At 70.7% G+C, this 21,027-nt stretch carries 23 protein-coding genes; 14 read left to right on the forward strand and 9 right to left on the reverse strand.

The features are described 5' to 3' along the window. The first annotated feature begins 6 nt into the window (after window positions 1–6). Both JOF29_RS40090 and JOF29_RS40095 read left to right on the forward strand, forming a co-directional pair. Window positions 7–798: a helix-turn-helix transcriptional regulator gene (locus JOF29_RS40090; RefSeq protein WP_209699518.1), complete on the forward strand. Its 792-nt coding sequence runs from the start codon at window positions 7–9 to the stop codon at window positions 796–798. Window positions 799–836: 38 nt separating this feature from the next. After that, window positions 837–1,217, forward strand: a complete 381-nt coding sequence (locus JOF29_RS40095) for a VOC family protein (RefSeq protein WP_209699519.1) — start codon at window positions 837–839, stop codon at window positions 1,215–1,217. On the opposite strand, the gene JOF29_RS40100 is transcribed toward JOF29_RS40095, so the two are convergent. From JOF29_RS40100 to JOF29_RS40110, 3 genes are read right to left on the reverse strand one after another with little or no spacing between them, the layout of a single operon-like run. Next, on the reverse strand, window positions 1,199–1,618 hold the full coding sequence (locus JOF29_RS40100; RefSeq protein WP_209699520.1) for a dihydrofolate reductase family protein: 420 nt from the start codon (window positions 1,616–1,618) through the stop codon (window positions 1,199–1,201). The genes JOF29_RS40095 and JOF29_RS40100 overlap by 19 nt on opposite strands. Window positions 1,619–1,674: 56 nt before the next feature. Further along, window positions 1,675–3,507, reverse strand: a complete 1,833-nt coding sequence (gene recQ / locus JOF29_RS40105; RefSeq protein WP_209699521.1) for a DNA helicase RecQ — start codon at window positions 3,505–3,507, stop codon at window positions 1,675–1,677. A gap of 10 nt (window positions 3,508–3,517) precedes the next feature. After that, window positions 3,518–4,402, reverse strand: a complete 885-nt coding sequence (locus JOF29_RS40110; RefSeq protein WP_209699522.1) for a helix-turn-helix domain-containing protein — start codon at window positions 4,400–4,402, stop codon at window positions 3,518–3,520. A 144-nt stretch (window positions 4,403–4,546) separates the two neighbouring features. Between JOF29_RS40110 and ilvD the strand changes: the two genes are divergently transcribed. Further along, the gene (gene ilvD, locus JOF29_RS40115) at window positions 4,547–6,397 is read left to right on the forward strand and encodes a dihydroxy-acid dehydratase (protein ID WP_209699523.1); all 1,851 of its coding nucleotides are present in this window, start codon (window positions 4,547–4,549) and stop codon (window positions 6,395–6,397) included. On the opposite strand, the gene JOF29_RS40120 is transcribed toward ilvD, so the two are convergent. Genes JOF29_RS40120 through JOF29_RS40130 form a run of 3 tightly spaced genes read right to left on the reverse strand, consistent with a single transcriptional unit; the run spans window position 6,394 to window position 7,653 of the window. Next, complete coding sequence (locus JOF29_RS40120; protein ID WP_209699524.1) at window positions 6,394–6,696, reverse strand: type II toxin-antitoxin system PemK/MazF family toxin; 303 nt, start codon at window positions 6,694–6,696, stop codon at window positions 6,394–6,396. The two genes, ilvD and JOF29_RS40120, sit on opposite strands and share 4 nt — an antisense overlap. Further along, complete coding sequence (locus JOF29_RS40125; RefSeq protein ID WP_209699525.1) at window positions 6,696–6,929, reverse strand: ribbon-helix-helix domain-containing protein; 234 nt, start codon at window positions 6,927–6,929, stop codon at window positions 6,696–6,698. Before JOF29_RS40125 ends, JOF29_RS40120 begins: the two co-directional genes overlap by 1 nt. 52 nt (window positions 6,930–6,981) lie before the next feature. Next, window positions 6,982–7,653 (reverse strand): LON peptidase substrate-binding domain-containing protein, encoded by a 672-nt coding sequence (locus JOF29_RS40130; protein WP_209699526.1) that lies wholly within the window; start codon window positions 7,651–7,653, stop codon window positions 6,982–6,984. A gap of 101 nt (window positions 7,654–7,754) precedes the next feature. Between JOF29_RS40130 and hisD the strand changes: the two genes are divergently transcribed. The 4 genes from hisD to hisH are packed head-to-tail and all read left to right on the forward strand — an operon-like array spanning window position 7,755 to window position 11,432. Continuing rightward, window positions 7,755–9,080, forward strand: a complete 1,326-nt coding sequence (gene hisD / locus JOF29_RS40135) for a histidinol dehydrogenase (RefSeq protein ID WP_209699527.1) — start codon at window positions 7,755–7,757, stop codon at window positions 9,078–9,080. Continuing rightward, window positions 9,080–10,198 (forward strand): histidinol-phosphate transaminase, encoded by a 1,119-nt coding sequence (locus tag JOF29_RS40140; protein WP_209699528.1) that lies wholly within the window; start codon window positions 9,080–9,082, stop codon window positions 10,196–10,198. Before hisD ends, JOF29_RS40140 begins: the two co-directional genes overlap by 1 nt. Further along, entirely contained in the window at window positions 10,195–10,794 is a 600-nt protein-coding gene (gene hisB / locus JOF29_RS40145) for an imidazoleglycerol-phosphate dehydratase HisB (RefSeq protein WP_209699529.1), read from the forward strand. The genes JOF29_RS40140 and hisB overlap by 4 nt, the downstream gene beginning before the upstream one ends. After that, window positions 10,791–11,432, forward strand: a complete 642-nt coding sequence (gene hisH, locus JOF29_RS40150) for an imidazole glycerol phosphate synthase subunit HisH (protein ID WP_209699530.1) — start codon at window positions 10,791–10,793, stop codon at window positions 11,430–11,432. Before hisB ends, hisH begins: the two co-directional genes overlap by 4 nt. Here the strand turns inward: hisH and JOF29_RS40155 are convergent. Further along, a complete protein-coding gene (locus JOF29_RS40155; RefSeq protein ID WP_209699531.1) occupies window positions 11,429–11,839 on the reverse strand; it encodes a ferritin-like domain-containing protein in 411 nt (136 codons plus the stop codon). The genes hisH and JOF29_RS40155 overlap by 4 nt on opposite strands. Further along, window positions 11,836–12,393 carry a cell division protein FtsK gene (locus tag JOF29_RS40160; RefSeq protein WP_307863935.1) on the reverse strand — a complete coding sequence of 186 codons (558 nt, stop codon included), beginning with the start codon at window positions 12,391–12,393 and terminating at the stop codon, window positions 11,836–11,838. Before JOF29_RS40160 ends, JOF29_RS40155 begins: the two co-directional genes overlap by 4 nt. A 153-nt stretch (window positions 12,394–12,546) precedes the next feature. Between JOF29_RS40160 and rimP the strand changes: the two genes are divergently transcribed. The 7 genes from rimP to JOF29_RS40195 all read left to right on the forward strand — a co-directional run bounded on the left by rimP (window position 12,547) and on the right by JOF29_RS40195 (window position 20,246). Beyond that, the gene (rimP, locus tag JOF29_RS40165; RefSeq protein ID WP_209699532.1) at window positions 12,547–13,077 is read left to right on the forward strand and encodes a ribosome maturation factor RimP; all 531 of its coding nucleotides are present in this window, start codon (window positions 12,547–12,549) and stop codon (window positions 13,075–13,077) included. A 1-nt stretch (window position 13,078) separates the two neighbouring features. Next, complete coding sequence (gene nusA / locus JOF29_RS40170; RefSeq protein ID WP_209699533.1) at window positions 13,079–14,071, forward strand: transcription termination factor NusA; 993 nt, start codon at window positions 13,079–13,081, stop codon at window positions 14,069–14,071. A gap of 45 nt (window positions 14,072–14,116) precedes the next feature. Beyond that, window positions 14,117–14,401: a YlxR family protein gene (locus JOF29_RS40175; protein ID WP_209699534.1), complete on the forward strand. Its 285-nt coding sequence runs from the start codon at window positions 14,117–14,119 to the stop codon at window positions 14,399–14,401. A gap of 179 nt (window positions 14,402–14,580) precedes the next feature. Beyond that, window positions 14,581–17,853, forward strand: coding sequence for a translation initiation factor IF-2 (infB, locus tag JOF29_RS40180; protein ID WP_209699535.1), 3,273 nt, complete (start codon window positions 14,581–14,583; stop codon window positions 17,851–17,853). A 98-nt stretch (window positions 17,854–17,951) separates the two neighbouring features. Further along, the gene (gene rbfA / locus JOF29_RS40185) at window positions 17,952–18,389 is read left to right on the forward strand and encodes a 30S ribosome-binding factor RbfA (RefSeq protein WP_209699536.1); all 438 of its coding nucleotides are present in this window, start codon (window positions 17,952–17,954) and stop codon (window positions 18,387–18,389) included. Window positions 18,390–18,403: 14 nt separating this feature from the next. Further along, complete coding sequence (gene truB, locus JOF29_RS40190; protein ID WP_209699537.1) at window positions 18,404–19,300, forward strand: tRNA pseudouridine(55) synthase TruB; 897 nt, start codon at window positions 18,404–18,406, stop codon at window positions 19,298–19,300. 82 nt (window positions 19,301–19,382) lie between these two features. After that, complete coding sequence (locus tag JOF29_RS40195; protein ID WP_209699538.1) at window positions 19,383–20,246, forward strand: LLM class flavin-dependent oxidoreductase; 864 nt, start codon at window positions 19,383–19,385, stop codon at window positions 20,244–20,246. A 49-nt stretch (window positions 20,247–20,295) separates the two neighbouring features. On the opposite strand, the gene JOF29_RS40200 is transcribed toward JOF29_RS40195, so the two are convergent. Next, entirely contained in the window at window positions 20,296–20,967 is a 672-nt protein-coding gene (locus JOF29_RS40200) for a TetR/AcrR family transcriptional regulator (RefSeq protein ID WP_209699539.1), read from the reverse strand. Window positions 20,968–21,027 lie beyond the last annotated feature (60 nt).

Here is a 21,027-nt window from a genome sequence, read left to right on the forward strand (position 1 = left end):
GAATACATGAATCGCCGGCACGAGCTAGGGGCGTTCCTGCGGGAGCGACGGGCGCGCCTGACCGCCGCGGCCGCAGGCCTGATCGAAGGCCCACCGCGCCGTACGCCGGGACTCCGCCGCGAGGAGATCGCCGAGCTGGCCGGTCTGAGTGCCGGGTACTACGCACGCCTCGAGCAGGGCCACGCCGCACACCCGTCGGAGAGCGTCCTCGCAGCTCTCATCCGAATCCTCCAGCTCACGCCCGACGAGGCCCGGCACCTCCGGGCGCTCGCCGGCGAGTCCGCGCCGCTGCCGGCCGAGCAGGTGTCCCGTTCGGCGCTCCGGATGATGGACCTGCTCAAACCACCGACGGCTGCGCTCGTCCTCGGCCGGATCGGCGACGTACTGGCCTGGAACGAGGAAGCGGCGATGCTCTTCCCCGGACGGCTGGACGGCCCGCGGCCGAACAACGCGCGCTACGTGTTCTGCGATCCGCAAGCACGCGAGATCTTCCCGAACTGGCCGGAGGTGGCGGACGACACCGTGGCGCATCTCCGCGCGGCCGCCGGTCACCTCGTCGACGATCCGTGCTTCCGGTCGCTTGTCGACAATCTGCTTGTCGACAGTCCGGAGTTCGCGGCCCGCTGGTCCCGGCGGGACGTACGGCGGCACGTCACCGGGGTGAAGTACCTCGACCACCCGACGCTCGGGCGGCTGACCGTGGACTACGAGGTGGTCGCCGTACTCGACGAGCCGGATCAGTTTCTCGTGGTTTACGGGCGGAGTGATGTCGAAAAGCCCGGGACGGCTTCTACCTAGGGGTGACAGCACCTCTTCACGAGCGTAGGAGAAGCACCATGAACCACATCACCGAGATCCGGACCGTCGGCGTACCCGTGCGCGACCAGGACCGGGCGCTGGAGTTCTACACCGGCACGCTGGGCTTCGAGGTCCAGCTCGACGTACCGCTGCCGCAGTTCGGCGGCCGCTGGATCGTCGTCGCACCCGCCGGCTCCGGACAGGGCCGCGCGAGCATCGCGCTGGTCCCGGAGAGCGAGGACAACCCGGCCGGCGTCGACACCGGCATCCGCATGGCCAGCCCGGACGCGAAGGCCGCCCACCGGCACTTCCTGGACACCGGCATCGACACCGGCGAACTCCTCGAGTGGCCCGGCACCCCGCCGATGTTCAGCCTCCGCGACCCGGACGGCAACCGCCTCTACATCTCGGAGCTCTGACTCAGCCGAGGACGTGTCCGCCGCCGGCCGCGTCGATCGTCTGTGTGGACCTGGCTCAGCTGCAGTTCGTCGAGAACGCCGGCCTCCAACGCGGTACGCGCGGTGATCGCGCCGTGCACCAGGACGTCCTTCTCACCGGCGGCTTCCTTCGCCTGCGCCATCGCGGTCTCGATGTCGCGGGCGAAGTGCACCTGCTCGTACGGCACCGACGGCGGGTCGTGGCTCACCACGAACAGCGGTACGCCGTGGTGCTCACCGCCGTAGTAGTCGACCTGTTCCGCCGTACGACGACCGACGACGACCGCCCCGGTCGCGTCCATCCCGTCCCAGATCGCCCCGGCCTCGCCTTCGGGGCGGCCGACCGACCCGTCGGGCTGCAGGTACCACTCGTGCAGCCGCATGAAGTCGTCGCCTACGCGTCGAAAACCCGGCGCCCGATTCGACAGCACCCGCAACATCACTCCGCGGCGAGTGCCTCCAGGACGCCGTCGCCGTACTTGGCGAGCTTGTTCTCGCCGACGCCGCTGATCGTGCCGAGCTCGGCCAGCGAGGACGGCAGCTCGGTGGCGATCTGGCGGAGCGTCGCGTCGTGGAAGATGACGTACGCCGGGACGCTCTGGTCCTTGGCGACCGCGCCACGCCACGCGCGCAACCGCTCGAACACCGGCGCGGCCTCCGTCGGCAGGTCGACGGCCGCCTTCTTCGAGCCGGAGGACCTGGACTTCGAACGCAGCCGCTCGGGCTCGCGGCGCATCATCACCTCGCGCCGACGGCCGAGCACCTCGCCACTGTCCTCGGTCAGCACGAGCGTGCCGTAGTCGCCCTCGACCGCGAGCAGCCGCAGCGCCAGCAGCTGCCGGACCACCCCGCGCCACTCGGTGTCCTTCAGCTCGGTGCCGATCCCGAACACCGTCAGCTCCTGATGCCGGAACTGCTTGACCTTGTCGGTCTCCTTGCCGAGCAGGATGTCGATCAACTGTCCGGCGCCGAACTTCTGCCCGCGCTCGCGCTGCAACCGGTACACCGTCGACAGCAGCTTCTGCGCCGCGATCGTGCCGTCCCACGACTCGGGCGGCGTCAGGCAGGTGTCGCAGTTCCCGCACGCGTCGCCCTGCTGACCGAAGTAGGCCAGGAGCTGGGAACGGCGGCACTCGACGGTCTCGCACAACGCGAGCATCGCGTCCAGGTGCGCACCCAGCCGGCGCCGGTGCGCGAGGTCGCCCTCGGAGGTGTCGATCATCTTCCGCTGCTGCACGACGTCCTGCAGCCCGTACGCCAGCCAGGCCGTCGACGGCTGTCCGTCACGGCCGGCCCGCCCGGTCTCCTGGTAGTACCCCTCGACCGACTTCGGCAGGTCGAGATGCGCGACGAACCGGACGTCCGGCTTGTCGATCCCCATCCCGAACGCGATCGTCGCGACCACGACCAGCCCGTCCTCACGCAGGAAGCGGGCCTGGTTCTGCGCGCGGGTCCGGCTGTCCAGGCCGGCGTGGTACGGCAGCGCCTCGATCCCGTTCTGGCTCAGGAACGCCGCAGTCTTCTCGACGCTGTTCCGGGACAGGCAGTACACGATGCCGGCGTCGCCCGGGTGCTCGGTGCGCAGCAGGTCGAGCAGTTGCCGCTGCGGGCTGTCCTTCGGGACGATCCGGTACTGGATGTTCGGCCGGTCGAAGCTCGCGACGAAGTGCTTCGCCTGGTCCAGCTTCAGCCGGGTCGCGATCTCCTGATGGGTCGCGTCGGTCGCCGTCGCGGTCAGCGCGATCCGCGGTACGTCGGGCCAGCGCTCGTGCAGCTCGGACAGCATCAGGTAGTCCGGCCGGAAGTCGTGGCCCCACTGGGACACGCAGTGCGCCTCGTCGATCGCGAACAGTGCGATCTTGCCCTGGTCGAGCAACCGCACGGTGCCCTCGACGCGCAGCCGCTCGGGCGCCAGGTACAACAGGTCGAGCTCGCCGGCCAGGAACGCCTGCTCGACCTCGCGGCGCTGCTCGAAGTCCTGCGTGGAGTTCAGGAATCCCGCCCGGACGCCGAGCGCCGTCAGCGCGTCGACCTGGTCCTGCATCAGCGCGATCAGCGGCGAGATCACCACGCCCACCCCGGACCGCACCAGCGACGGGATCTGGTAGCACAGCGACTTGCCGCCGCCGGTCGGCATCAGCACCAACGCGTCACCGCCCGCAACCACGGTGTCGATGATGTCGGCCTGCTCGCCGCGGAAGGCGTCGTACCCGAACACCCGCCGGAGGACCTGAAGGGCTTCGGAGTCGGGCAGCTCGGTTGTCTCACTCACCCCAGCGAGTTTAGTGAGATCCCGCCGACGATGCTGGCGCGATCGCCGCAACCTGTGGATACTCCGCTGGATTGGTCGGCAGGTTGGGCAGTTCCTCGGCCATCCACTGCCGCGGCGAGCACCCGGCGATCGCCTGGAACTCGCGGGTCAGGTGCGACTGGTCGGCGAATCCGGCGGCGGCCGCGACGTCCGCCAAGCGGCTCTGCGGGGAACGCCGCAGGCGGGCCGTGACACGTTCGAAGCGCAGCACCCGCGAGGCGACCTTCGGCGGCAGACCGAACTCGGCGGTGAAGCGCTCGGTCAGGTGCCGTCGACTCCACCCGACCTCGGTGGCCAGCTGCTGTACGCCGATTGCGCCGCCGGACTCGCACAACCGCAGCCACGCCCACCCCAGCTCCGGACGGACTGCCGCAGGCCGGACGTCGCGCAGCTGTTGCAGCAGCAACGCCTCGAGCAGGTCGAAGCGCGATGCCCAGGTCGGAGCCTCGCGCAGCTGCTCGGTCAGCTCACCCGCTCGCCGCCCGAGCAGTTCGTCGAGCCCCAGAACCGCGGACCCGAGCTCGCCGGGCGGCACCGCCAGCAGTGTCCGCGCGGCCGCCGGCGAGAGCGAGAGCTGCACGCCGGCCCGGCTCGGTGTCCGGCCGATCTGTACGGCGGTCGAGTGCAGTCCGCCGATCATCGCGTCGTACTTCTCGACCGGGCCGCCCGGCCACGCGACGCCCAGCGGCTCGTCGAGTGTGACGACGAGGGTCAGGTAGCGCGAGGGCAGACCGCGGTGCAGGTCCGGCGGATCGGCGGCCGACGCGTAGCCGATCACGTCCCCGACGTACGACCGCAGGGCAGCGTGCACCGGGCGGGTCGCGTATCCCGCCGTACCGTGTTCGGTTCCGCCCATGGGAACAGGCTAGACCGGGGCTCCGGCAGAATCAGCGGCTCCAGAATCCGGGACCGGCGTACCGGCATCCGGACTTGCGTGGCAGTATCGAGAGGGTATCGAGAGATATCGAGAGATACGTACTAGCTGCAAGGAGATGTCGTCGTGCCTGCTCTGAGGTCCCGCACTGTCACCCACGGCCGCAACATGGCGGGCGCCCGCGCGCTCATGCAGGCCTCGGGGGTAGCCCGGGAGGACTTCGGGAAGCCGATCATCGCGGTGGCGAACAGCTTCACCGAGTTCGTCCCCGGTCATACGCACCTGGCGCCGGTCGGCCGGATCGTGTCCGCGGCGATCCACGCGGCCGGCGGTATCGCCCGCGAGTTCAACACGATCGCCGTCGACGACGGGATCGCGATGGGCCACGGCGGCATGCTCTACAGCCTGCCGTCCCGGGACCTGATCGCGGACTCGGTCGAGTACATGGTCGAGGCGCACTGCGCGGACGCGCTGGTCTGCATCTCGAACTGCGACAAGATCACGCCCGGCATGCTGAACGCCGCGCTCCGGCTGAACATCCCGACCGTGTTCGTCTCCGGCGGCCCGATGGAGGCCGGACGTGCGACGCTGGTCGACGGTACCGTCCGCAAGCTCGACCTGATCGACGCGATGTCCGAGGCCGTCAACGAGAACGTGTCCGACGCCGACATCCTGCGGATCGAGGAGAACGCCTGCCCGACCTGCGGCTCCTGCTCCGGCATGTTCACCGCGAACTCGATGAACTGCCTGACCGAGGCGATCGGCCTGTCGCTGCCGGGCAACGGCTCCGTCCTGGCCACCCACACCGCTCGCCGCGCGCTGTACGAGAGCGCCGGCGAGACCGTCGTCCGGATCACCAAGCGGTACTACGACAACGACGACGCCACGGTGCTGCCGCGGAACATCGCGTCCAAGGAGGCCTTCGGCAACGCAATGGCCCTGGACATCGCGATGGGCGGATCGACGAACACGATCCTGCACCTGCTGGCCGCCGCGCAGGAGGCCGAGGTCGGGTTCGACCTGGACGACATCAACGCCGTCTCCCGCCGGGTCCCGTGCCTGGCGAAGGTCGCCCCGAACGTGGCGCCACAAGGCACCTACTACATGGAGGACGTGCACCGGGCCGGCGGAATCCCGGCGATCCTCGGCGAGCTGCACCGCGCCGGTCTGCTGAACGAGAACGTGCACACCGTGCACAGCGACTCGATCGACGACTGGCTGAAGACCTGGGACGTGCGCGGCGGATCGCCGTCGCCGGAGGCCGTCGAGCTGTGGCACGCGGCGCCGGGCTGCAAGCGGTCCGCGACCGCGTTCTCCCAGTCCGAGCGCTGGGACACGCTGGACACCGACGCGGCCGGCGGCTGCATCCGCGACCGCGAGCACGCGTACTCCACGGACGGCGGTCTCGGCGTACTGAAGGGCAACCTGGCTGTCGACGGCTGCGTCGTGAAGACGGCCGGTGTGGACGAGTCGATCTGGACCTTCGAGGGCCCTGCCGTGGTGTGCGAGTCGCAGGAGGAGGCCGTCGAGAAGATCCTCGCCAAGCAGGTCACGCCCGGCGACGTCGTCGTGATCCGCTACGAGGGGCCGAAGGGCGGTCCGGGCATGCAGGAGATGCTGTACCCGACGTCGTTCCTCAAGGGCCGCGGTCTCGGCAAGGTGTGCGCACTGGTCACCGACGGCCGCTTCTCCGGCGGTACGTCGGGACTCTCGATCGGCCATGTGTCGCCGGAGGCGGCCTCCGGCGGGACGATCGCGCTGGTCCAGGACGGCGACCGGATCCGGATCGACATCCCGAACCGCTCGATCGAGCTGCTGGTCTCCGACGAGGAGCTGGCGACCCGCGAGGCGGCCCTCGGCGGTGTGTACGCGCCGAAGAACCGCGAGCGCAAGGTGTCGAACGCGCTCAGGACCTACGCCGCGATGGCGACCAGCGCCGACAAGGGCGCGGTCCGCGACATCAGCAAGTTCGGCTAGAGCTCCAGGTCGAACGCAAGGTTGATCGCCTCGGCCAGGGCAGGTTCCTGGTCGGGGTGCAGGTAGCCGATCAGGCGGCCGAGCTGCGATTTCGGGATCGTCTGGATGTTGTCGCAGGAGATCGCGCTGGCGTGATCCAGGCCGTTGTCCAGGCCGACCAGCACCTCGGTGGACAGGCCGCGGATCGTGCTGGTGATCGGGGCGACCGTGACGTTGGTCAGCCGTGGGCGGATGAGTTCGCGGGTCAGCACCACGACCGGCCGCGGTTTGTCCAGCCGGGCGATGTGCAGCGGACGCATCAGTCGAGTTCGAGTACTGTGCCGGCGGCCGCCGGGGCCAGGCCTTCGAGGTCGGGGTAGCCGCCGTGCTTGCTCAGGACGGCCAGGTCGCGGGTCGCCAGCTCCCGGCGGCGCTCGCGCTCCATCGCCCGGGCGACCACGGACGCCCTGCTGGTCGCCTTGTCGGTGGCGACCAGCTCGTCCATGAAGTCGACCAGGTCATCCGGCAGCCGGACGGTGATCTGTTTGCTCATACCACCACCATACCGACGTGGGATTCATTTCGGTAGGGTCTGCTCGGCAAGGTCAGTTGGGGGAGAGGGTGGACCAGGTGATCAGGTCGGTGGCGGGGAGGGACGGGAGCGCCGTGATGGCGGCGAGTTCGCTGTCGAGGAGGCCGACCAGCTGGGCCAGGCGCGTGCTGGCGTCGGGGGCCTCGAGGAGTTTCTGGCGGTCGGGGGTCATCAGCTTCATCGCGGCGGACATCAGGTACGACAGCGTGCTGGGGTTGTCGGGCAGCTCGCCGAGGTGCAGGCCGGGTCGGCTGATCTCGCTGACGGCGTCGGCGTACTTGCGGAACCGCTCGAGCGCGATCGTTGCCGTGCCCAACGGGTCGTCCCCGAGCTCGTCGTCGAGCCACTCGACGTCCGCGACCAGGTAGTCGCCGCTGCCGTCCAGCTCGGACACCTTGAACCGCCGGTTCCCGGTCAGCGTGACCTCGATCGGCCCCTCGTCGTCCGCGTCCACCGCGACCTCGGAGATGGTTGCCGCACACCCGGTCCCGTACAGCGACCGGAACACCCGCTCACCCAGCTCGTACCCGTCCCGGACCGCGAGCGCCCCGCAGACCAGCTCGCCACCGTTCTCGACCAGGTCGCGGACCACCGCACGACCCTGCACGTCGGTGACCGGAATCGCCACCACCAGCCCGGGGAAGATCACCGTGTCGACAGTGAGCAGCGGCAGGCGGGAGTCCATGCCGACGAGCCTAGTGGACAACCACAGTGCTCACGTGCCGTGACCGGCCGGCCTGTGGATAGCCGGTCGGCGGCGGGTACGGCGACCACTAGACTGACGGCATGATTCGCCGCGTCGACCTGCGGGGCCGAGTGGCGGCCGGAGAGCTGCTGAACCTCTCCGCCGATGTGAATGCCCTGGTCCCCCGAGCCGTGTTCGACGTCGAGGCTGCCCTCGACGTCGTCCGACCGATCTGCCTGGACGTCCGCCATCGCGGGCTCGCGGCGATCCGGGAGTACGGCGAGAAGTTCGACCATGTGCGGGTCGAGGACGTCCGGGTCCCCGCGGAGGCGCTGAAGACCGCGCTCGAGGAGCTCGACCCGGTGGTGCGCAGCGCCTTCGAGGAGTCGATCCGCCGGGTCCGCGAGGTCAGTGCGGACGAGCTCACCGCGGACATCGCGTCCGAGCCCGCGCCGGGTGGTCGCGTCACGCAGCGGTTCGTCCCGGTCCAGCGCGTCGGGCTGTATGTGCCGGGCGGTCGCGCGCCGCTGGCGTCGAGCGTCGTGATGAACGTCGTCCCCGCGCAGGTGGCCGGCGTACCGTCGCTGGCTGTTGCTTCCCCGCCACAGAAGGAGTTCGGCGGACTGCCACACCCGACCGTGCTCGCGGTGTGCGCTCTGCTCGGGATCGAGGAGGTGTACGCGATGGGCGGCGCGCAGGCGATCGCCGGGTTCGCGTACGGCTTCGACGGCTGCCCCAAGGTCAACCTGATCACCGGACCCGGCAACATCTACGTCGTCGCCGCCAAACGCGCGCTGCTCGGTGAGGTCGGCATCGACTCCGAGGCCGGCCCGACCGAGATCGCGATCCTCGCCGACGACACCGCGGACCCGAAGCACGTCGCCGCGGACCTGATCAGTCAGGCCGAGCACGACCCGATGGCTGCCAGCGTGCTGGTCACGCCGAGCGCGAGCCTGGCGGACAAGGTGGAGGCCGAGCTGCCCGGGCAGGTCGCACAGACCAAGCACGCCGAGCGTGTCACCGAAGCGCTCGAAGGCCGGCAGTCCGCGATCGTCCTGGTCGACGACCTGGACCAGGGCACGGCCGTCGTGGATGCGTACGCCGCCGAGCACCTGGAGATCCAGACCGCCGACGCCGAGGAGCGCGCGGGGCTGATCACCAACGCCGGCGCGATCTTCGTCGGCAGCTGGTCGCCGGTGTCGCTCGGCGACTACTGCGCGGGCTCCAACCACGTCCTGCCGACGGCCGGGTGCGCGTGTCACTCGTCCGGCCTGTCCGTGCGCAGCTTCCTGAAGGCCGTGCACGTGATCAACTACTCCCGCGACGCGCTGCACGAGGTCTCCGGTCACGTGCTCGCGCTCGCGCACGCCGAGGACCTGCCCGCCCACGGCGCCGCGGTGTCGGCGCGGTTCCCGGGGGAGCGGTGATGGGCCGCTTCCACGGGCTGCCGATCCGCGACGAGCTGAAGAGCTTCGAGCCGTACGGCGCCCCGCAGCTCGACGTCCCGGTGCTGCTGAACGTCAACGAGAACCCGTACCCGCCGAGCGAGGACACCGTGCAGGACGTCGCCGCCTCGGTGGCGGAGGCGGCGCGCGGCATGAACCGGTATCCGGACCGCGAGTTCCTCGGCCTCCGTGCGGACCTCGCGGCGTACCTGGCCCGCGAGTCCGGCGCGCAGCTGGAGCCGGAGCAGCTGTGGGCGGCGAACGGGTCCAACGAGGTGATGCTGCACATCCTGCAGGCCTTCGGCGGCCCCGGCCGTACGGCGCTGTCGTTCGCGCCGACGTACTCGATGTATCCGGAGTACGCCCGGGACACCAACACCGCCTGGGTCACCGGCCGCCGGGCCGAGGACTTCACGCTGGACCGGAGCAAGGCGATCGCCGCGATCTCCCGGCACCGCCCGTCGGTCGTGCTGCTCGCCTCGCCGAACAACCCGACCGGTACGGCGCTGCCGATCGACGTCACCGAGGCGATCGTCGCGCAGGCCGCCGCGATCGGCTCGGTCGTGGTGGTCGACGAGGCGTACGCCGAGTTCCGCCGGGCCGGGACACCCAGCGCAGTCGGCCTGTTGCCGGCGTACCCGAACCTGGCCGTCTCGCGGACGATGTCGAAGGCGTTCGCGATGGCCGGCGGGCGGGTCGGATACCTTGCCGCGAGCAAGCAGTTCGTGGACGCGCTGCGGATCGTCCGGTTGCCGTACCACCTGTCCGCGGTGACGCAGGCGGTCGCCCGCGCAGCCCTGCGGCACTCCGGCGAGCTGCTCGGCCGGGTCGAGCTACTCCGGGTCGAGCGCGACGAGACCGTCGACTGGCTGCGGTCGCTCGGCCTGCGCGCGGTCGACTCGGACGCGAACTTCGTGCTGTTCGGCACGTTCGCCGACCGGCACGCGGTCTGGCAGGCGTTGCTCGACGACGGCGTACTGATCCGCGAGACCGGACCGGACGGCTGGCTCCGGGTCTCGATCGGCACCGGCGAGGAGATGGCCGCGTTCCGCGCTTCACTGGAGCGCATCCTGAAGACAGACACTGGAAGGCTGAAATGACGCGCACTGCCCGGATCGATCGGGAGACGAGCGAGTCCAAGGTCCTGGTCGAGCTCGACCTGGACGGCACCGGTCGCGCCGAGATCTCAACAGGCGTTGGGTTCTACGACCACATGCTCAACGCGCTGGCCAAGCACGCGCTGCTCGACCTGCACGTGAACACGGTCGGCGACCTCGAGATCGACGCGCACCACACGGTCGAGGACACCGCGATCGGCATCGGCCAGGCGCTGAAGGAGGCGCTCGGGGACAAGCGCGGCATCCGCCGGTTCGGCGACGCGACCGTCCCGCTGGACGAGGCGCTCGTGCACTGTACGGTCGACCTCTCCGGCCGTCCGTACTGCGTGCACACCGGCGAGCCGGACGGCCAGGTGTACGCGATCATCGGCGGCGACTACGCGGGTTCGCTGACCCAGCACGTGTTCGAGACGCTGGCGTTCAACGCCGCGATCTGCATCCACATCCGGGTGCTGTCCGGCCGCGACCCGCACCACATCGTCGAGGCGCAGTTCAAGGCGTTCGCGCGGGCGCTCCGGGCCGCCGCCGAGCACGACCCGCGGCAGCCGGGCATCCCGTCCACCAAGGGCGCCCTGTGACGAAGAAGGTCGTCCTGCTCGACTACGGCTCGGGAAACATCCGGTCCGGCGAGCGTGCCCTGCAGCGCGTCGGCGCCGACGTCACGGTGACCGCGGACTTCGACGAAGCGAGCAACGCCGACGGCCTGCTGGTGCCGGGAGTCGGTGCGTTCGAGGCCTGCATGACCGGGCTGAAGGCGGTCCGCGGCGACGTCGTCGTCGATCGCCGGCTGACCGGCGGCCGTCCGGTGCTCGGGATCTGCGTCGGGATGCAGATCCTGTTCGCGCGCGGCATCGAGCACGGCGTCGAGACCGACGGCTGCGAGCAGTGGCCCGGCACGGTCGAGCGCCTGCAGCCCGAGGACGCCCAGCCGGTGCCGCACATGGGCTGGAACACGGTCGACGTACCGTCCGGGACCAAGCTCTTCGAGGGTGTCGAGAAGGAACGCTTCTACTTCGTGCACTCGTACGGCGTCCGCACCTGGGAGCTCGACGACGTGCGCGCGTCGGTCGCCCCGCTGGTCACGTGGACGACGTACGGCGGTGACAAGTTCGTCGCCGCGGTCGAGAACGGGCCGCTGACCGCGACCCAGTTCCACCCGGAGAAGTCCGGCGACGCCGGCGCGGCCCTGCTGGAGAACTGGGTCCGCTCGCTCTAGACCGCGCCTGGGAACGCGACCGGCGCGCCGCCCCAGGCGAGCTGGTTGCCCGCCGCGGTCTGCAGGGCGTCGATCGCGAAGACGCGGACGGGAGCCTGCTCGGCGGCCTCGACGAGGTCGCCGTACACGGCCGCGATCCGGCGTTCGATGACCAGCACCAGCGCGGCCGCCGTCGCGGCGTTCGTGACGGCCTGCGGGAGGTCGTACGCCGGCTGGGCCGCGACCGGGGTCTGGCCGGCCGCGACGATCAGCGCGCTCAGCTGGTCGCGGTTGTCGCGGTGCGCCCCGAACAGGTCGGTCGCCGCACCGAACCGGGCACCGCTGAGCTTCCCGCCGGCCACACCGACGCCGTACATCGCCGCATGCTCACCGGCGAGCGCGGCCTGCAGGGCATCCAACTGGTTCACGATGCCGCTCCCTTGGTCTTGGCCGGGGCGAGGGTCGAGCTCAGCTGGGACTCGGACGCGGCGATCTCGGCGAGCAGCCGGGCCGGGGCCCCTGACAGCGTTGCGGCGGCCGCCACGTGCGCCGTGGCCGCGGCCTTCTCCTGCTTGGCGATCGTGGACAGCGCGACAGCCTGCGTGGTGGGCGGCGCGGCGGCCTTCGCCGGCTGGGCGGTCACCCCCGCGGTCTCCTGGAGCTTCGCCAGGTGGCTCACGTGGTACTTCGCGCCCGCCGCCAGCTGGGCCCGGAGCGCGGGGAACTTCCGGCTCGAGGTTGCGTAGAGCTGGGACAATTGAGTCACCTGGGTCGCCGCGGCACTGAGCGCGGCGACGACAGCCGGATCGGCCGTCGGCGTCGCGGCCGGGCCGGGTGACGTCGTCGTACCGTTCACGGCTCCCTTGGTGCCCTGCGTGCCGGACGCGGCCGGATCGTCCTTGCAGCCGGTCAGTGCGGCCGCGCCCGGAACGAGGGCAGCGGTCACCATGACGGTACGTCGTCTCAGGTGGCTTTCAGGCACGCCGGAACGATACCTGGTGACACGCCCACGACCCGGCCCGGGGACGGGCCGATGAGCGGGATCCGGGCACCGGGCGGATAGGGTGGGCTACTGCTCTCGGCCGGACCGCCGGGAGCACAACGGGTGCACAACTGGAGAGAGGCAGGTCAACCTGTGAGCCGAAAGCCGGACCACAAGGGTCACACGGACACCACGAGCCTCGAGAACTTCCTGCGGCCGATCGTCGAGCAGTTCGGCTGCGACCTGGAGGCCGCGGACATCGCGCCGGCCGGCCGCCGCCGGTTGCTGCGGGTGATGGTCGACCGGGACAGCGGTATCAGCCTGGACGACGTCGCCGAGGTCACCCGGGCGATCTCCAAGGCGCTCGACGCCGACGACATCATGGGCGAGGGCGCGTACACGCTGGAGGTCTCCAGCCCCGGCGTGGACCGGCCCCTCACCCTGCCCCGGCACTGGCGGCGCAACCTCGACCGCCTGGCCAACGTCACCCTGACGGCCGGCGACAAGTTGACCGGCCGGATCAAGTCCGTCTCCGACGAGGCGGCCGAACTGGACGTCGACGGCACGCGGCAGAGCGTCGCGTACGGCGACGTGGCCAAGGCCAAGATCCAGATCGAGTTCAACCGGGCTGCCGGCAACGACGAACCTGAAACACCTGCCGACGGCACGGTGGAGGAGAACTGACATGGACATCGACATGGCCGTGCTGCGGTCACTGGAACGGGAGAAGGACATCGCCATCGAGGTCGTCGCCGAGGCGATCGAGGCGGCCCTCCTGGTTGCGTACCACCGGACCGAGGGTGCTCAGCAGCACGCGCGCGTCGAGCTCGACCGCAAGACCGGGCATGTGACCGTGCTGGCGCGGGAGCTCGCCGAGGACGGCACCGTGGACCGCGAGTACGACGACACCCCGGCGGACTTCGGCCGGATCGCGGCCACCACCGCCAAGCAGATCATCCTGCAGCGGCTCCGCGACGCCGAGGACGAGGTCCGGTACGGCGAGTTCTCCGGCAAGGAGGGCGACATCGTGTCCGGCGTCGTCCAGCAGGGCCGCGACCCGCGGTCGGTGATGGTCGACCTGGGCAAGATCGAGGCCGTGCTGCCGGCGCCCGAGCAGGTGCCGGGGGAGCAGTACGAGCACGGCTCCCGGCTGCGGGTGTACGTCGTCGGTGTCCGGAAGGGCTTCAAGGGCCCGCAGATCACGGTCAGCCGGACGCACCCGAACCTGGTGAAGAAGCTGTTCGCGCTGGAGGTCCCGGAGATCGCCGACGGTACCGTCGAGATCACCGCGATCGCGCGCGAGGCCGGGCACCGGACCAAGATCGCCGTACGGACGCTGAACCCGTCCGTGAACGGCAAGGGCGCCTGCATCGGCCCGATGGGGCAGCGGGTGCGGAACATCATGCACGAGCTGCACGGCGAGAAGATCGACATCATCGACCACAGTGACGACCCGGCGACCTTCGTCGGGAATGCGCTGTCGCCGGCGCAGGTCACGTCGGTCGAGGTGGTGGACGCCGCGGCCCGTGCGGCGCGCGTCGTCGTCCCCGACTACCAGCTCTCGCTCGCGATCGGCAAGGAAGGGCAGAACGCCCGCCTCGCGGCCCGCCTCACCGGCTGGCGGATCGACATCCGGCCGGATACCGATGTGACTCGGGAAGGCGAGAAGGTAGACTAGGTTCTCGGTCGGTCGACTGAGTCGCAACCACACCCTGAGGAACACGTGACAGTTGCTACAGACGCGCGCCCTGGCAAGCCCCGGGAGCGCACCTGTATCGGGTGCCGGAAGCGGAGCAGTCCGGCTGACCTGCTGCGGGTGACGGCTTCCGGAGGACTTGTGCTTCCGGATCCCGATCGCCGGGCACCCGGCCGTGGGGCGCACCTGCACCCCTCGATCGAGTGCTTCGACCTCGCCGTCCGGCGCAAGGCGTTCCCACGGGCCTTCAAGGTCCCGGGGCCGCTGGATGTGACCGGGCTGCGGGACTACGTCGCGCAGCGTGATAAGTAAGAAGCAGCAATTGCGGCCAACCCGGCCGTCCGCGGCGGTCCGACCGGATCGTCCGTGACCGACTTGAAGGCGGGTCATCGACTCATGACCACTCGATGAGTGTCTACCGATGAGTGCAATGCGATGAGCACGTACGTCAACTAACGGTCCGCGCCCAGGCTCGGACCAGAGGGAGAGTAGTGGCAAAGGTCCGGGTCTACGAGCTCGCGAAAGAGCTCGGAGTTACCAGCAAGGTCGTTCTGACCAGACTGAACGACATGGGCGAGTTCGTCCGGTCGGCATCCTCGACGATCGAGGCACCTGTCGTCCGGCGGTTGGCGGAGGAGTTCGAGAAGAACCCGCCGAAGAAGCGCACGGCCAAGAAGGCCGCTGCGAGTACGTCTGCCGCGCCCCAGGCGACCGCGCCGGTCGCCCCCGCGGCCCCGAGGCCGGCCCAGCCGGGCACCCCGAAGGCTCCGGCCGAGCGCCCCGCGCCGGCCGACCGTCCGGTGGCCGAGCGCCCCGCGCCGGCCGACCGTCCGGTGGCCGACCGGCCCGCGCCGGCTGAGGCACGGACCGAGGCTCCGGCCCCGGTCGAGTCCGCGCCGGCCGCCGAGGCACCGGTGAAGTCCGCTCCGGCTCCGGGCGCCCGCCCGGGTCCGCGTCCGGGCCCGAAGCCGGGTCCGCGGCAGGAGACCGCCCCAGCCGAGTCCGCCCCGGCCGAGTCCGCTCCGGCGGCCACGGCTCCGGCGGAGACGCCGGCCGCTCCGGTGACGCCTGCCTTCGAGGCACCCGCCGCGAAGGCGGCCGACGACGCGGCCCCGGCCGCTCCGGCGGCCCGCCGTACCGGCGACAACACGTCGGCTCCGCGTCCGGGTGGTCAGGGCTCCGGCCCCCGTCCGGGTGGTCAGGGCTCGCGTCCGGCCACGCCGGGTGCGACCCCGCGTCCGGGTGGTCAGGGCTCCGGCCCGCGTCCGGGTGCCGGTCCGCGTCCGGGTGCGCCCCGTCCGGGTGCCCCGCGTCCCGGTGCGCCCCGGCAGGGTGGCGGCCAGGGCGGTGGTGGCCCGCGTCCGGGTGCACCGCGTCCGGGCAACAACCCGTTCAGCTCGACCCAGGGCATGCAGCGCGGTGGCGCGCGCCCCGGCCCGGGTGGTGGCGGCAACGACCGGCAGGGCGGCGCTCCGAGCCCGGCCGGAATGGCTCCGCGCCCGCCGCAGGGTCGCGGTGGCGGCAACGAGCGCGGTCGTGACGACCGGCCGCGTCCGTCCGGCGGCGTTCCGGGTGCTCCGCGCCCGAACCCGGCGATGATGCCGAAGTCCTCGGCCGGTACCTTCACCGGTCGCCCCGGTGGCGGCTCCGGCGGTCCGGGTGGTCCGGGTGGTGGCCGTGGCGGTGGCGGCGGTGGCCGTCCGGGCGGTAGCCCGGGTGCCGGTCCGCGCGGTGGCGGCGGTGGCGGCGGCGGTTTCCGTCCCGGTGGCGGTGGCCCGAGCGGCCCGCCCGGTGGCGGCGGTGGCCGTCCGGGTCCGGGCAACCGGGGTCGTGGCGGGACGCAGGGTGCCTTCGGGCGCCCGGGCGGTCCGGCGCGCCGTGGCCGGAAGTCGAAGCGGGCCAAGCGCCAGGAATTCGACAACATGCAGGCCCCGGCGGTCGGTGGCGTCCGCGTCCGGCACGGTGACGGCGAGGTCGTGAAGCTGCCTCGCGGTGCGTCGCTGACGGACTTCGCCGAGAAGGTCGGAGTCGACCCGGCGTCGCTGGTCCAGGTGCTGTTCCACCTCGGTGAGATGGTGACCGCGACCCAGTCGGTGAACGAGGAGACGCTCGAGCTGCTCGGTACCGAGCTGAACTACGACGTCCAGATCGTCTCGCCGGAGGACGAGGACCGCGAGCTGCTGCAGTCGTTCGACATCGACTTCGGCAACGACGAGGGCGACGAGAGCGACCTGGCCCCGCGGCCGCCGGTGGTGACCGTGATGGGTCACGTCGACCACGGTAAGACGAAGCTGCTGGACGCGATCCGGATGGCGAACGTCCAGGCCAAGGAAGCCGGCGGTATCACCCAGCACATCGGTGCGTACCAGGTGACCACCGAGGTGGACGGCCAGGAGCGGGCGATCACCTTCGTCGACACCCCGGGTCACGAGGCGTTCACCGCCATGCGTGCCCGTGGTGCGCAGGCCACCGACATCGTGATCCTGGTGGTCGCGGCCGACGACGGCGTGATGCCGCAGACGATCGAGGCGCTGAACCACGCCCGGGCGGCGGGTGTCCCGATCGTGGTCGCGGTGAACAAGATCGACGTCCCGGCGGCGGACCCGACCAAGGTGCGCGGTCAGCTGACCGAGTACGGCCTGGTCCCCGAGGAGTACGGCGGCGACACGATGTTCGTCGACGTCTCGGCCAAGTCCCGGATCAACATCGACGGCCTGCTCGAGGGCGTCGTACTGACCGCGGACGCGGCGCTGGATCTGCGGGCGAACCCGAAGATGCACGCCGAGGGGATCGCGATCGAGGCGAACCTCGACAAGGGCCGTGGTCCGGTGGCGACCGTGCTGGTGCAGCGCGGAACGCTCCGGGTCGGCGACTCGATGGTGGTCGGTCCGGCGTACGGCCGGGTCCGGGCCATGCTCGACGAGCACGGCGACCCGGTCCAGGAAGCGACGCCGTCGCGTCCGGTCATGGTGCTCGGTCTGACCGCGGTGCCAGGTGCGGGTGACAAGTTCCTGGTGGTCGACGACGACCGCCAGGCGCGGCAGATCGCCGAGAAGCGGGAAGCCCGTGCTCGTGCGGCCGCCAACGCCAAGCGTCGCGTCCGTCGTACCCTCGAGGACTTCATGGCCTCGATGGAGAAGGGCGAGGCCCAGGAGCTGCTGCTGATCCTCAAGGGCGACGTGTCCGGTTCGGTCGAGGCACTGGAAGACGCTCTGGTCCGGATCGAGGTCGGCGACGAGGTCAACCTGCGGATCATCGACCGCGGTGTCGGTGCGATCAACGAGAACGACGTCAACCTGGCCATCGCGTCGAACGCCGTCATCATCGGCTTCAACGTGCGGCCGGCGGGCAAGGCCGGTGACCTGGCCGAGCGCGAGGGCGTGGACGTCCGGTACTACTCGGTCATCTACTCGGCGATCGACGACATCGAGGCGGCCCTGAAGGGCATGCTGAAGCCGATCTACGAGGAGGTCACCCTCGGCCAGGCGGAGATCCGGGAGATCTTCCGGTCCTCGAAGGTGGGCAACATCGCCGGTTGCTGGGTGACCAGCGGCCTGATCAAGCGGAACGCCAAGGTCCGGTTGATCCGGGACGGCGCCGTGGTCGTCGACAACACCGAGCTGTCGTCGCTGAAGAGGTTCAAGGACGACGCGTCCGAGGTCCGCGAGGGCTTCGAGTGCGGTCTGACCATCAACAACTTCAACGACATCAAGATCGGCGACGTCGTCGAGGCGTTCGAGCTGCGCGAGAAGCCGCGGAGCTGACAGACAGGTGGTGACCCGGGCCGGGTCACCAAAGGAGTAGCGTCCGGAGAGACTGCGGTCTCTCCGGACGTTGCTCGTGAATGAGGGAGTGAGCCCTGATGGGTGAAGCAAGGGCGAAGCAGCTGGCCGACCGGATCCAGGTGCTCGTCGCGGAGCTGCTGGAGCGCCGGGTGAAGGATCCGCGGCTCGGGTTCGTCACGGTCACCGATGCCCGGCTGACCGGCGACCTGCGCGAAGCCAGCGTGTTCTACACGGTGTACGGCGACGAGCAGGCCCGGGCGTCCACGGCGGCCGCGCTGGAGTCGGCGAAGGGCCTGATCCGCAGCGAGGTCGGCAAGGCGCTCGGGTTGCGTCATACCCCGAGCGTGGCGTTCTTCCTGGACGCCGTACCGGAGAACGCCGGCCAGATCGAGGAACTGCTGGCCAAGGCCCGGGAGGCCGATGCCGAGGTGGCCAAGGCGGCCGCGGGCGCTAAGCCGGCCGGCGACGCCGACCCGTACAAGCGGCCGCACGACGACGAGGACGAGCAGGACTGAGTACTGCGTTGAGCATGGAGTTGAGCCTGGACTTCACGCCGGCGTCGGACGGGATCGTCGTCGTCGACAAGCCGAGCGGCCTGACCTCGCACACGGTGGTCGCCCGGATCCGCAAGCTGGCCGGTACCCGCAAGGTCGGGCACGCCGGGACGCTGGACCCGATGGCGACCGGCGTGCTCATCGTCGGGATCAACCGGGCGACCCGGCTGCTCGGGCACCTGCAGCTGGCGGACAAGTCGTACGACGCGACGATCCGGCTGGGTGCCGCCACGACGACCGACGACGCCGAGGGCGAGGTGGTGGCCACCGCGCCGGTCGACGGGGTGACCGCGGACGCGATCGCGGCGGCCGTCGACGGGTTCCGCGGGGAGATCTCGCAGGTGCCGTCGAAGGTGTCCGCGATCAAGGTCGACGGCCGCCGGGCGTACGACCTGGTGCGGGCCGGCGAGGAGGTCGAGCTCAAGGCCCGCACGGTGACCGTCTCGCGGTACGACATCCTCGACGTCCGGCCGGACGCCGACGGGATCTCGGTCGACGTCTCGGTGGACTGCTCCAGCGGTACCTACATCCGGGCGCTGGCCCGCGACCTCGGCACCGAGCTCGGCGTCGGCGGTCACCTGACCGCGCTCCGGCGTACCCGGGTCGGCTCGTTCGACCTGTCCATGGCGCATTCGCTGGAGTCGCTGGCCACGACGTTCGACTGGCTGCCGATCGCGGACGTCGCCGCCACCACCTTCCCGCGGTACGACGCGGACGACGCGGAGGCGGCCGCGATCCGCACCGGACGTCCGCTGCCGGGGCTGGACCTGGAGGCTGGGCAGACCGCGATGTTCGGCCCGGACGGTACGTTCCTGGCGCTCTACGAGCCGCGCGGACCGGTCGCGAAACCCACCGCGGTGTTCGTCGGCTGAAACGTCCGCTGAAACGACGGCTGAAACGACGGCTGAAACGTCGGCTGAAAACTGTCGGCGGTGCCGCGTAGCGTGCGCTGGCATGAGATACGGGTTCGTGATGGCGTACGGCGATGCGCGCGACGCGGCCGAGCTGGCCGTGATCGCGGAGGAGCACGGCTGGGACGGGTTCTTCGTCTGGGAGTCGATCTGGGGGATCGACGCCTGGGTGATGCTCGGCGCGGCCGCGATGACGACCGAGCGGATCCGGCTGGGCACCATGCTCACGCCGCTGCCGCGCCGAAAACCCTGGGACGTCGCCGGGCAGGTCTCGACCGTCGACAACCTCAGCAACGGGCGGGTGATCCTCTCCGTCGGGCTCGGGGTGACGGGGGAGGACCGGTTCTGGCTGTTCGAGGAGGACCCGGGGCGGAAGGTGCGCGCCGAGCTGATGGACGAGTCGCTGGAGATGCTGCCGTACCTGTGGCGCGACGAGTCGTTCGAGTTCTCCGGGAAGCACTACAGCGCCCGCAAGGTCCCAGACCTGGTGCCGCCCGCGCCGCCGCCACCGGTGCAGCGGCCGCGGGTGCCGACCTGGGTCGCGGGTGGCTGGCCGCGACCGAAGTCGATGCGCCGCGCCGCGCTCCAGGACGGCTGGCTGCCGAACTACGCGCCGATCGTCCCGCCGGGTACGCAGCCGGGCGAGCTGACCCCGGAGCACCTGGCCGAGGGCGTCGCCTGGATCCGTAAGGAGCGCGCGGCGCACGGGCTGACGATGGACGGGTACGACGTGGTCGCCGAAGGCGTGACCCGGGCCGGCGACGCCCGGGCCGCCGACACGGTCCGCCCGTGGGCGGAGGCAGGCGCCACCTGGTGGATCGACGCCGACTGGTCGTCGCTGGACCGCGCCACCACCCGCCCAGCCGCCGAACGCCGCCTGAAAGCCGGCCCACCTCGCATCAACTGACCCGTCGGCACCCCTGTATGCCTGACGTTTGGCAGCGGCGACCCGCACATCAGGCGGGAGAGCTGCGGATGCTGTCCAGGAGGATGCGGAGATCGGTCAGGTCGGCTTCGAACTCGGCATCGAAGTCGATCTCGTCGTCGAGATGAGCGGCGAGCCGATAGTGCGCCGGCAGTTGGGCCGGGGCCAGTTGGGTACGGCGGGACCGCGGGGTAAGCGTGCCGCGGCTGAAACGGCCGTTGACCTCGGAGGCTGCGAAGCCCATCACGAACGTCGACAGCAGCCGCTCGACCCGAGCGACCTGATCGTCGGGAACACCTGCGTCCAGGATGGTCTGGTAGAGGGCGTCGGTGGCGCGGAGTGCCTCGGGGGTGACCGACGGCCGAGACAGCAGCAGGGTGAATGCGCTCGGATGCCGGCCGGCCAGCTTCCGTGCCGCCTGCGCCAACGCGACCAGTCGTTGCCACCACTCTTCCCCGGCGTCGCCACCCACCGCGGCAGGATCGGATTCCTGCCCAGCCGGATGATCCACCCCGGCGAGCGGGACCAGCTCGGTCAGCAGTACTTCGACCATCCCATCGAGCAGCGCCTCCTTGCTGGACACGTGCGGATACAGCGCCATCGCGCTCAGCCCGACCCGTAGCCCGACTGCCCGCATCGATACGGCATCGAGTCCGCGCTCGTCGGCGATCGCCAGCGCTGCCTCGAGGATGGTCTGTCTCATGTCCTCCACGCTCGGTACTATACGGCATATTTACACTGTAAATACACTGTATAGTACTGC

The organism is Kribbella aluminosa (assembly GCF_017876295.1).
GTDB classification, from domain to species: Bacteria; Actinomycetota; Actinomycetes; order Propionibacteriales; family Kribbellaceae; genus Kribbella; species Kribbella aluminosa.

Bases quoted from the DNA above. Each gene is read 5' to 3' on its own strand.
- JOF29_RS40095 (WP_209699519.1), top strand. From the start codon at position 837: ATGAACCACATCACCGAGATCCGGACCGTCGGCGTACCCGTGCGCGAC.
- JOF29_RS40195 (WP_209699538.1), top strand. From the start codon at position 19,383: ATGAGATACGGGTTCGTGATGGCGTACGGCGATGCGCGCGACGCGGCC.
- JOF29_RS40100 (WP_209699520.1), bottom strand. From the start codon at position 1,618: ATGCGGCTGCACGAGTGGTACCTGCAGCCCGACGGGTCGGTCGGCCGC.
- JOF29_RS40130 (WP_209699526.1), bottom strand. From the start codon at position 7,653: ATGGACTCCCGCCTGCCGCTGCTCACTGTCGACACGGTGATCTTCCCC.
- JOF29_RS40200 (WP_209699539.1), bottom strand. From the start codon at position 20,967: ATGAGACAGACCATCCTCGAGGCAGCGCTGGCGATCGCCGACGAGCGC.
- hisB (WP_209699529.1), top strand. From the start codon at position 10,195: ATGACGCGCACTGCCCGGATCGATCGGGAGACGAGCGAGTCCAAGGTC.
- rbfA (WP_209699536.1), top strand. From the start codon at position 17,952: ATGGGTGAAGCAAGGGCGAAGCAGCTGGCCGACCGGATCCAGGTGCTC.
- JOF29_RS40110 (WP_209699522.1), bottom strand. From the start codon at position 4,402: ATGGGCGGAACCGAACACGGTACGGCGGGATACGCGACCCGCCCGGTG.
- nusA (WP_209699533.1), top strand. From the start codon at position 13,079: ATGGACATCGACATGGCCGTGCTGCGGTCACTGGAACGGGAGAAGGAC.
- truB (WP_209699537.1), top strand. From the start codon at position 18,404: ATGGAGTTGAGCCTGGACTTCACGCCGGCGTCGGACGGGATCGTCGTC.
- JOF29_RS40090 (WP_209699518.1), top strand. From the start codon at position 7: ATGAATCGCCGGCACGAGCTAGGGGCGTTCCTGCGGGAGCGACGGGCG.
- JOF29_RS40120 (WP_209699524.1), bottom strand. From the start codon at position 6,696: ATGCGTCCGCTGCACATCGCCCGGCTGGACAAACCGCGGCCGGTCGTG.
- JOF29_RS40125 (WP_209699525.1), bottom strand. From the start codon at position 6,929: ATGAGCAAACAGATCACCGTCCGGCTGCCGGATGACCTGGTCGACTTC.
- JOF29_RS40140 (WP_209699528.1), top strand. From the start codon at position 9,080: ATGGGCCGCTTCCACGGGCTGCCGATCCGCGACGAGCTGAAGAGCTTC.
- hisD (WP_209699527.1), top strand. From the start codon at position 7,755: ATGATTCGCCGCGTCGACCTGCGGGGCCGAGTGGCGGCCGGAGAGCTG.